This window comes from Nitrosospira sp. Nl5 (genome assembly GCF_900102495.1).
Taxonomy (GTDB): Bacteria; Pseudomonadota; Gammaproteobacteria; order Burkholderiales; family Nitrosomonadaceae; genus Nitrosospira.
Genome location: NZ_FMVQ01000006.1, coordinates 48,249 through 60,300, shown reverse-complemented (window position 1 = coordinate 60,300; position 12,052 = coordinate 48,249). Strand labels below are relative to the sequence as shown.

Genomic DNA, 12,052 nt, shown 5'->3' with positions numbered 1-12,052 from the left:
GATAGGTGGATTTGTTTGGAATCCGTACACCCATACAGCGCGTTGTGCCGGCGGACCTGTATCGCTTTCGATACTGGACTTCCCCCGGAACGGTAGACATTCCCTGGCCTCATAACGAAGCGCGTTCAAACGCTTCGGGACTCATGCCGCCCAGATGACTGTGTCGGCGGCTCCTATTGTAGAAGACCTCGAGGTAATCGAAAATATCGGCGCGAGCGAGATCTCGTGTTTTGTAGATGCGCTTACGGATACGTTCTTTTTTCAGACTGCTGAAGAAGGACTCGGCCACCGCGTTATCCCAGCAATTTCCGCGCCGGCTCATGCTGGGCAGTAAGCGGTGGGAACGGCAAAAGCGAATCCAGTCGTCACTGCCATATTGACTGCCTTGATCCGAATGCACGACCACCGGTTGCGTAGGTTTACGTCGCCACACGGCCATCAACAGGGCATCAAGGACCAGCTCTCGAGCCAGCGTCGGCTTCATGGAGCATCCGACCACCTTGCGGGCGTACAGATCCATGATTACCGCCAGGTACAGCCAACCCTGCCAGGTGCGGATGTAGGTGATATCCGTTACCCATGCTTGATCGGGCGCCTGAACGGTGAACTCCCGCTTCAAGCGATTGGGTGAGACGATGGATGGTCTGCCTGCAATGCGCCGGGGCGCCTTGTAGCCGCGAACAGCCTTGATCTGATGGGCTCGCATCAGCCGAGCCACCCGATGTTTGCCACATTGTTCTCCCGCCTCGCGCAGGTCTCCAACACACGCGGAGAGCCGTAGACCTTGCCGCTGGCCGTATAGGAGTCGCGAATCAAGGCCAGCAGGCGTTCGTCCTCGACGGCACGATCCGACATGGGCTTTTGCACCCACTGATAAACCCCGAGCGCGCTACTTGCAGCACCCGGCACAGCGTGGTCACCCGGTATTCATGCCAATGCTCGTTAATAAAGCGGTACCTTACTCGGATTCCCTGGCAAAGTACCGCGCGGCTTTTTTTAGGATATCGCGTTCCTCTTCGGTACGGCGCAGTTGTGCTCGCAACCTTAGAATCTCGCTGTTGGCCTCCAGTAGTTCACCGGCTCTCTGTTCCGTCTTGTCGGGCGCGACCGCTTTAACCCATTTGTACAGGCTGTGAGCCGACACACCAACACGGCCGGCAACTTCGCTGACAGGATATCCCCGTTCAATAACCTGCCGAACTGCTTCTTCCTTAAATTCCGGGGTAAAACGCGGTGTACTCATGGACTTCCTCCTAAGCTCAAATCATAGCCCCGGTTTGCCCACTAGACCGGGGGAAGTCCAATCATAGCCCCGGTTTGCCCACTAGACCGGGGGAAGTCCATTCGCAGTGATCGATTGCTCAAAGAATATCGGAAGAAGATTCAGACTGTATCCATTGATGATATACGTGATGTGGATCGTCGAGTCGCGGAATTGTCGAAAGAATTTGAGAAGATAACTTGTCAAGTCGTCCAACAGCATTTCGAAACCACAGGCCTTTACAAGAGTACAGCGATGTTTCTGGTGGGGCTCGTCCCATATGTCGGCAACATTATTGGGGCGGGGGGCTTATTGAAGGAAATTTATGACACTATCAAAGCAAGAAAAGAAAAGGGGTGGATTGGATTTCTTGGAAAAGCACAAGAAATGCATAAAGAGGCCTAGCTTTTCATAAATCATAAACTTCTAAAGTTCACTAACCGCTTTTTAGCGAAACAGACCTCCGACCGCGAGATCTAATCTATGAACGTTTGAGGCAGAGAGAGCTGGCATCTTCGATGCGCCACCTTCGTTGTTGACAGGGCACTAAAGTTCAAGTCCTCCAGTACTGTCAATTGCCGATGGGGATGGGAAGTGGATGCTCGAGTCTAACGTAATTTCACGCCCAAACTGACGTACCATGGCCTGCAAAGGATACTGACTGGACGGGGGTAGAGGCGCTGGAATTCAATGAAAAGATTCTATTCTCCCTTCCATCTCCCTTGTTTCCACTGGCTCCCGCGCCCACCCTGGCAGGAGTAGGTTGCGAATTTTATGTCAGGCAGCCACAACTTCGACGCTGGCTATTATGGCACGCAAACAGCTTGCTCGGTTCGGGGAAACTGCCTAATGCACAGTGGTTGGCAAATGCGCCGATTCCCAACGATAGCGATGAGCCCACTTCGCTACTCGATTGAATTGAAACATCGCAAGCAAGGGTCGATTTGGAGGTTACAATTGATGATCTTGACGTCATCGTTGGGTCCGCACTGGGATTGAGCTTGGCCGAGATTAGCTATGTCCAAACAGACATGAAGACCAATCCGCTATTGACACAGCTACATCCTTCGTGGCGGCACAAGATGGGGCGTAAAAGGAAATTTAAGGCCTACAAGGGTGCATCAAGGTACTAGTGATATGGCATAGCAAAGAACTGCGACGCTAGAAGAGACGTTCGTTTTAGCCTATCCTAGGCGCGGCTGTTATTATTGCTTTCGGGTGTAGGGGTGTAGTAGTAGGCTGAGTATCGGCTGGTTCCAGAGAATGTCAACCAACGTCAACGTTGTCTCTCGTCGAATTGCTTTCCCACGCGCTCACCAAAGCGTCGTGACTCTTCCTGCCTATTTCTTATCCAAGTATCTTAATAGCATGACTATTTTTTCATGGTACTCAAAACGAGCCCTGACGCTCTCAGCAACTCGATCAGATACGCGCCTCCACGTCGGCCAGCGCATCCATATCGGCTTTCCTTGAGCCCTTGTGACGTCCTAACTTTCCCGACTGATGCTTTATTGCTGCGACATCGCACGTTCCAACCTGCCTTCAATTCCATCGTTCGCCTCAGGTTTCTTTGCCCCTAATCATGTCTTTCTACGACGTGCGTTTGAACGGTATCAAAGCGAGAATATTCGTCCCAATTCGCTCGTGAGCCGCCTACATGAGCCGTTGAGGCTTCAGGTGCTAGTTCTATGGGCGGGACAAGGCCAGAAACAGGCTCTTATTTGTAACATGGTTGCCCGGTGAAGTTATCGAAAGCGCATAGCATATTATTGAAATTATTTATTTACATTCGTGAGATGGGAAAACCTCCGGAAAAAGGAAGCTAGCGACTCATTTTTCTTAGGGGGAAACACTGGAAGCCGGACGTGAGGATCCGCAGGTAATACCATATTTGTATCGGGAATTTACGGCGGGTTTTCAGCCAACATTTATAAAGTATATTGACAGTCAAGATGTCCGTCCCATCTGGAACGCTGTACGCATCAGTCGCATCAGTGATGGTATTAATGTCGAACTCCTCCGTAACGACGGCACCTCGGCCGGAACCATGAATGATGAAAAGCGAAGTATCCCGTCATCACTCGGCGAAATGTATGTAGCAAGGCCAATGGCTGAGAATATCGGAAAACCAATAAATTCATTTATTCCATATAGGCAGAAGGACGCTTCTAAGCCCGTCTTCCATGAGCTTCAATCCTTTTAGCGTCTCGTGCGAAATACCAAATTGCTTCCCATACACCAGCAAAAGTGCCGAATACGTTGCGTAGCGTAGAGTAAAGGGTCCCTCGCCACACAGCAGGCCGCTGGCAATGTTGAATACTGAGCCGCCTGATGGGATGGAATGCGTCCAATAGTGCGATGCCGGCCCGCCAATGCCGGGTCTCACCCATCGCTTAATAACGCTGGATTCCTTTGACTTCCCGAGATAGCAAAGACGCTCACCCCCGTCTAACACGAAGTATATAAATGGCCCCTCAGACTCGCATTCCTCTATTGGCCGAGTCTTGCTCTTTAAATTCGGCAAAGGGGTGAGAATCGGATAATTAAGTTGAGCGAAAACTTTTTTGGTTTCGCTTGAACGTTCCTGGTAGAACCCCCGTGAACGTCCAAGCGACGTAGTTTTTGATGTTGTCTGGAATCGGCAAGATTATCCTTTATGTAGTGACTTTGAAGCATACATCAAGGACCGGTATGTCGACGCTTGATGAATTTAGACAAGAACATTGGTGAATCTTAACTATACTGAGAACGTGGGTGAATTAACTGCACCGGTTGATGTTAGCACGGGAATTGGAAATGCGAGTACGTCCCGCCGGCTTCGTGGGCTCGGCAATCGATTCCGAGCAGCCGTCTGTGGCCTATCCCTCGGCAGGAGTGGAGCTTAGAAACGTATTGCTCTGATTGAGCATGTTTCGCCGAAACAGCACATTTTTTGGAAAACCATGTCTATTCTTAGCATCCGACCGATATCCGTAGCGATACTAGCTCTATTCTTCGCTTCGCTAGCTCATGCCGATCCCACAAGTGCTCCGGGTGAAACTGCCGAAGGGATATTTGGCGAAGGATCTGGCAGAGGGGGGCCCAATAGTATGACGGGGGCCATGACCTATAACTACTCATTCAACCTGCCAAGCGCGCGCGGACGTCCTCAACCTACCCTTGCTTTGAGCTATAACTCTTCCACACGCGATCGAGAGGCGGGGTATGGCTGGGGACTGAACCTGCCTGTGATCGAGAGAAAACCCCTTTCGGGGAATCCCTGTTTCAAAGACGATGGTACTCCCATTGTTTGTGGTGAATATCGCGGAGATGCCTCAAGTCATCTATCCAATGAAGATCATCGCTACACCTTTAATGGACAACCCCTTGTTCTTATCTGTCGTTTACCAGGTGCGCAGACACCTACGGATCCGCATTGCGGAGATGACGAGAAGCCACATTGGAAGCATGTTCCAGACTGGGGAGCAGCTGGGAATGGTTGGCTTTATTTTCGTCTTCAAGTCGAGGGGCAGTTCGCGCGGTTTTACCTTTCAAAGGATAGAAAGTACTGGAGGGTTCAACTAAAAGGAGGAGAGGTACTTGAATTCGGTGATTCAAGTGGATACGGGGTGGAGCATGTCTCAAATAATAAAAATGCAATTCTTCGCTGGCGTCTTGTTCGTCATCTTGATGAGCTACACTCAGCCTATCAGTTACCGAACTTCTCTCGAATACCCCACTATATCGAATACCGGTGGAAGAAACTGGGTAAGCGTGGCTTGTTGTACCTCACGGACATTTTTGACACGCAGCGCGCAGGTGAGCTTGGCAACGATTTGAGCTTTGCCCATCACACGCAACTTACTTGGGGCTTTCCCGATTTCCCTCAAACCTTCTATGCAGATCCTTTTAAGGCAACTCCAGATTTACGTCTAACTCGTGTCTCTGTTGCAAGCATGCCTTGGTCTGGCATTGGGCCACGCGAGGTCATCCGTAGCTATTGGCTACATTATGCGCCATCCCAGGGTTCCACAAAGTTCAATTCGATTAGTGGAGGGTTTCAGCTTTGGCAGCACTCATTTCTAAAAGAGATTCGCCAGGAAGGTCGCTGCGGTCAATTCGAAGATGAAAATGGGGATATTCCATTAAAACGGTGTCAATCTTTAGAGGACGCTAAACGCGGTTTAAACGCCGATAAGGTTTTGCCACCCACGACATTTGAATACAAGGAAGTGGGCATCTCGTTTGGAGCCGCTTCACTTACTTCAGTTCAGGGACGGCCTCCAAAGCCATTTAATGACAAGATCGTCTTTCCATATAATCAGAGTATCGGCATTGTTGACTTCAATATGGACGGGTTGCCTGACTTTATACAAAGCTGGAATACACAGATTTGTACGAATTTCGAAGATTTAAAAGCCCGAGCCCCAATAACTATAGGTTATCGAGACCAATTTTATTGCAACTATATCGAAAGTAGCCTAGGCGCAACTATCCAATTGGCATCGCAAAGCACAAGACCTATTACTGGATATCTGAATGAAGGAATTTCGCCGGGAGAGCGTAGAGTCAAGCTTCAATATCAATGTATGGATGCCGGGCGAGCGGATGATCCAACAGGCTTAACATACTTCAATCTTGGACGCCCTCCCGGGTTCTTTAGTAATAATCGAGGCGCCACATTAGTGGGACAGTGGGGAGAAGGAGTTGTGGCATGGAGCAACGCCCAATTTGCTCCTTACAAGGCGAAAGAACTTGACCTTTCAATGGTTTGGATAACGATTGCCGGTATCGATTTCTTGGATGAACCTCAAGTTCTTCAATGGGAGGGGGGGCTGGGCTGCGACCCAGAACATTTCGTGGAATCGCAATTCTATCCTCGCTGGAAGTGGGAGAAAGTTCACGACTTAGATTGGGCAAAGCTTTCGCTTAGCGATCCAGATTTCACGTCTGATGCGGTTCAATACGGCGCAAGCCCCCCTCGCTGGTACGTGGACATTGATGGAGATGGATTGACTGACCGACTTAGCAGAACCGGCGAGCGAGGGGCTGACTTGGAAAGAGCCTCTGTTTCATTTACCCAACGGTACGCAAAAAATGTCCCTTTGCCGGGGGGTGGATCAGGTCCTGCTCAAATTCCTTTCGCTGTCGATTTGTATAATTCCGTCTCCAGCTTGGCTCCAACTGCTATCCCTTGGCGAAAACCATTCTTTTGCGTAGATAACTTACTTGTTCCTCGTGAGGAGGACATTCCAGATTTGGGGGTTCCGGAAGGCTATATTAGATGTGAATTTCCTACACATTTTTTTTATGTTGACATTAACGGCGATGGATTGATAGATCTGGTTACTTATAACCCAGCCAACAGCGTCCCTCACGTTCGCCCAGGTAATGGTAAAGGCAATTTTGGGTGCGAAGATACGATGCAGCCTTGGCCGTGCCTGATAGTAGATGATAGAAACTTTACTACCGCTTATGCGATCGAGTTTCACGGTTCACCAACAGATACAAAAATAGATCGGGAACTTTATTTCCGTGATGTAACTGGCGATGGCCTTGCAGACATTGTGGAATTTGATAAGGACACAGGAAACGTATTTCTATGGGTTAATCAAGACGGGCGGACGTTTGCTTGTGTAACAAAAAATTGTTTGGCTGGGGTAGTTATAGACGAGCTGACCGGAACCTTTGAGATGGGTAAGTATGGCCCGAACGGATATAGGTTAACGTTCGCCGACATGACCGCCGATGGTATAGATGATCTGGTTGTTCTAACGCCGAGCGGCGCATATGTAGGTTCATTCGTGACTGCCAATACCAGCGACCCTTGGACCTCAAACCATGATAGAGGAGATGCTCCCCGTCCTGGCCTGCTGATACGCGTTCATAATGGCTATGGGGCAACAACAGACATCCAATACCATACTATCCAACAACTCGACTTGGTTGCAAGGGGCACCAAGGCGGCATGGGAGTACCACTCCCCAGTTGTCGCGAATGTAGTTACAAAAGTTGTTACCAGGGACACGTATAGTGCCGGCGTAGAAAACGTGAAAAGGATGGAAAGACCGTTCTTGTTCAGATATGTCACCCAATATTTCTATAGGGATCCTGCATATGATCGCTGGTCCCAAAGTTTCGTGGGTTTTCGGCGAGTTGGAGTGCAACAAGGGGATGAAAAAGCAGTAACGACTACGACCTATTGGTTTGGCCCATGTCAGAACAACCACGGAAGGGGGGAAGGAGATGCGGAAGCTCCGTTATGCCCTAAGGGCAGCGATGATGATGACCATAAGTCTCTTTCCGGCCGCCCCATTCGAATCGATCGAGGCAGTTTAGACCTATGGTTCGAAGGGTTTGTGCTAGATGACTGGAGTAAGGCAACCGGTATACCGCATGTAAAAGAAACAAAGCTCCTTTGGACGAAGATGTTCGACTACAACACTCACTTTCTTTTCCAGAAGTCGGATCGGGACCGACGGGTAACATTCTCATATCCTGCTCAAACCCATACTTATCTCTATGACGATGCTCAGCCAGCCTTTCACGATGGCGAGCAATCGCGGCAGTTGGCAGGTGGAGATAAAAAGGAAAACCCATGGCGCCAGCCCAATATACGAAAACACTTGCGTAGTTCCGTTGAATATGACGACCTTGGGAACGTCAGAAAGATTACGAATGACGGCTCGATCATTGATGAGGATAGCAGGGCCGGTGCTGAAGCAGACCCAGTTTCCATTACGTTGTTTTCTGGGCAAGATTCGTCAACCCCGGATGGTCCCTCTCGCCCCGATTATACGGGCGTCATGCCATGTAACGCTAATTGGCAGTGTCGACCAGAGTTCATAACGGTTTGGGATCCTAAGGCACCGTCCTTCCCCCTGCGAAAAATGCGTTATAACTACAACGGGTCTGGCGACATTGTGTCTGTTGAGGGCTGGCTCGAAGAGGCAAATTTCCTTCAACGCAGTCATGCGAAACCGGGAGCGCTTTTTGCCAAAGATGCACCAGGTCAATCACTAAAACAAGGTTGGCATATGCTTACCCAGCTGGATTATGACATCTCGGGTAACATTATCTTCATCGTGGGGGGCGTATCGACAGACAATCGACCGCTCAGTTGTACAACCTATGAATATGATGATTTTTACAGGCACCTGCCCCGCAAAACCAGTCGCTTTAATAACGGATGCGGTGGGCAGAGCCTCGTAACACAGAATATTTTTGATCGGGGCTTCCAGCAGGTTGTTAAGTCAATTGCGCCGAACCACCACTTCCAGGAGATTACTCTGGATCCATTCGGCCGGCCTCTTCAAATCTTCTTGCCAAACCCTGATGCGGCATTAGACACAGAGCCACTGCTTAGCGCTACTATTACTTACAAGGACTCTAGTCCTTTGAATTTCGGTTCGTTGAATTATGTTGATATTCGCAGGATGGTGGGCCCAAGTATTGAAACTCGATCCGTCATGGTTTTGAACGGGCTGCATCGACCAGTTCTTAATTTTGATCTTGAAGCAGGCGACAAATGGTCACTTAGTGGCTGGGAGCAGCGGAACGCTGCCGACAAGGTAATTAATACTCGCCGTTCATGGTTGTTTTTTGGTGATCCTACTCGCGTTGCCACGCAAGCAATTTCCCCTCAAGTCCCACAAGAAAACGTATCATTTGAGCATCGCTACGATGACTTTGGGAGAGCGGTATCCCTTTGGAAGGCAGGGGGTGCCACCTCGCACGAACTGTTACGTAAGGCATATTTTCCTCTTGCGACTGAGACTCGGGATGCTGAACAACTTAAAGCGGGACCTCACGGAAGCGCGTTTGCGCGTAGTGAAATAGATGGTTTTGGTCGCACGAAAAGAAATCTCGCACATGTTGAATACCCTCACCTAGAGAACGTAATCACCGAGGTAGAGTATTCACCCGCCGGCGAGCCAAAGGCCATTTCCCGCATTCATGCTGGGGGCACCTACCAGCGGACGATGAGATACGATACTTTAGGGCGGCTCGTGCTTAATATGGAGCCTAATACCGGGAATAACTGGCGATACGTTTGGGACGGCGCTGGGCGGCTCGTTGGAACAAGTGATGCCCGTGGTTGCGGCGTCAACCTCTATTACGACGGTTTAGGGCGCGTTAGGGGAAAAGACTATTCTCCCTGTCTTCCATCCCACGTGGCATATACGGTACCGAATTTAGGTACCGGCGCTGGTCTCGAAGCTTTCTACCAGTATGATACGTATGAGACCGGCCAAGTCAGCCCAGAGGTTGGCTTCAATGATAATCCCAATTACGCTTTGGGCAATCTCGTCGCTGTTCGCGATCGCGGTAGCCATACACGCTTTAACTATGATGCCCGTGATAGAGTTCGCCGTATATCGCGGCAGATTGCTAACCCGGAAGGAATAAATTCAAATTCACCTTACGCTCCCCATTGGTTTATCTCCCGGATGGATTATGAGCTCGATGATCAGTTAGCTCGGCGGACAACTGGCGTAGATATAGAAGATTTCCTTATGAATGGGACTAGTGAAGAGCGTTATTCTTATCTGCCAAATCGGCGACTACTAGGAATCGATAGCTCTTATGGAACCATCGTTAAGGAAATGTCGTACGACGTAGAGGCGGCACCCACTCGTATTATCTACGGCGACAAAACTGGAACAACGCAAACTTTTGCCTATGATGAATGGCGTCGCCTCAGCAGGCATAAGTTATCCAACCCGCTTTCCCCTTTTTCGGGTTCCTTCTTTGAGAAGTGGGCTTCCATTGGTCACTTTGATTATCGTTATTCCTATGATGATGCCGGCAATCCCCTTTCAATATTGGACGAAAGTCACCGTTTTTCGTTTCAAGGATTACCCTCAAATGCAAAGCCAGTACTTCGGCGTAACATGAAATACGATGATCACTATCGTCTCACAAGCATCGATTATAGTTACAGGGACAGCAGCAATATAAACTGGGATGGGGCAAGTAGTCCCTGGCAATCGCCATTCGAGGCGGAAACCAAAGCAAATGATCGTAGGCCCATTCCTCAGCGCGAATTGTCAAGCCGCATAGGCCAGCAGACATTTCAATATGATGGAATGGGCAATATCACAGGATGGGAAGACGATCTTAAGGCCCGTTTTGATCGGTCATTGGGAACTGGATTAGGCTACGGCACTGCCCAAGATGGACCTAATCAGCTTCGGACGGGTGAGGGCCTTAATGTACGTTACGACCCGACAGGGAATTTGTCTGAATTGAAAATAGAGCGTCCAGGTAAGTGTTTGGGCGGAGAAGGTAATAAGTGTGCTCAGTGGTTTCTCTATGACTGGAATGAGGTTGGCCAGTTGGTACGTGCTCGCCGTTGGGATTTTGATGGGAACAAGCTTCCCGTAGCGGATTCACCAGCTGGGCCTTCATTCGGAAAACCCACTTGGGATATAAGCTACAGCTATTCGCTTGAGTCGAGGGTCATAAAAAGTGCTACTGACGCGCCGGGTTTGACTACACACAGCCTGAAAATATTTGACACCTTCCGTATTGATCGCGCAGCGTTTAATTCTATTGATGGAAATTATCAGGTAAAGCCGGAGAACGTTCATGTGTATATGGGAGGGATAGGCCACGCATTTTGGGATGATGATACAGTTCCTCATCAAGGACCCGATTCACGTGTTGGCATGCACCTAATCATTGGAGATCATCTCGGTTCAAGTTCCATCGCTATTAACCATGCTTCGAGCAAGCTAGTGGAACTGACAACCTACCAGCCTTATGGAGCTGTTGAAAACGACTATCGGCCATCGATATGGAAAGGGTTTCGGGAACCTTACAAATTTACTGGAAAGGAGGAAGACATTGAGGTAGGCGTGACGTATTTTGGAGCGAGGTACTATCAAGCTAATCTTGGCAGGTTCATGAGTGCCGATCCGCGAACCGTCCATGGATTCGGAAGTGATTTGAACCCGTATGCCTACGTAAAGGGGCGGGTAGCGAGTAGTACTGACCCGATGGGATTGGAAATGGTTGAGGTTGGCTGTACGGGTGGAGAGCAAGCCTGTTACGAAATAATAGATGCTCCTTCATCCGACCCTCCTGATAGAGGAGCAATGGCATCGCAACCCGGCACTAGACAGATGATCTCACTTGTACGCGAACATCCTCAGCCAACCCAATACTGGCTTCCCACGCCACCTGAACAGATAGAGACTGAAAATACAGGTGAGGCTGCCTCTTCCGCTGGAGGATTTCGGTTCCCCAAAAGAAGTACAAATAGAGAGTTACTTGCCAAGCAGATCCCCACGCTGGCTCCCCGGATACATGCCGCTGAGCGTGAGGATATGTTCTACAGAACCGCACCTCTTCTTCTTATGTTTACTCCTGGAGGCCAGGGTAAGAGTGTTCTGACACGTACTGTGGCGCTCGAAGAGGCGGAACTGGTCAGGGCGGCGACATTAGGAGTTGAGGAGACGATAGGAGTTGATATGGCTTGGGGCGCAAGGATGAGGCCAGCAGCAATCGAATCAACCGTAACACCTCGCCTTACCATGTCCCAGGGCCACGCGCTCGGCAACGATCTTGGTTCGGCCGGCAAAACGCTTGTTCTTGGAAGATACCCGGGAAACGTCCAGTATGTTCGAAACAATTTCGGCACCTACACAATAGACAGGCCATGGGGATGGACTCCGGGTTACAACGCAGGGGCTGTGCGGGGGCACATGGATTCCGGAGCGGAGGTTTTTTTGACATCGCAAGATTTTGGGGGGACGTTCAGGCTGGAAATGGAACAGTTACTGAACCCCCTATTCAGATGATTCTTCA

2 protein-coding genes and 1 pseudogene are annotated in these 12,052 nt (G+C 49.8%); 2 read left to right on the top strand and 1 reads right to left on the bottom strand.

From position 1 onward, the window contains the following. Positions 1 to 109: 109 nt before the first annotated feature. Positions 110 to 1,243, bottom strand: a pseudogene (locus BLP45_RS07650) (IS3 family transposase). A 114-nt stretch (positions 1,244 to 1,357) separates the two neighbouring features. Here BLP45_RS07650 and BLP45_RS07640 point away from each other — a divergent pair. Next, positions 1,358 to 1,666, top strand: coding sequence for a hypothetical protein (locus BLP45_RS07640; protein WP_090371401.1), 309 nt, complete (start codon positions 1,358 to 1,360; stop codon positions 1,664 to 1,666). Between the two features lie 2,537 nt (positions 1,667 to 4,203). Next, positions 4,204 to 12,045, top strand: a complete 7,842-nt coding sequence (locus tag BLP45_RS07625) for an RHS repeat-associated core domain-containing protein (RefSeq protein WP_090371395.1) — start codon at positions 4,204 to 4,206, stop codon at positions 12,043 to 12,045. Positions 12,046 to 12,052: the final 7 nt, after the last annotated feature.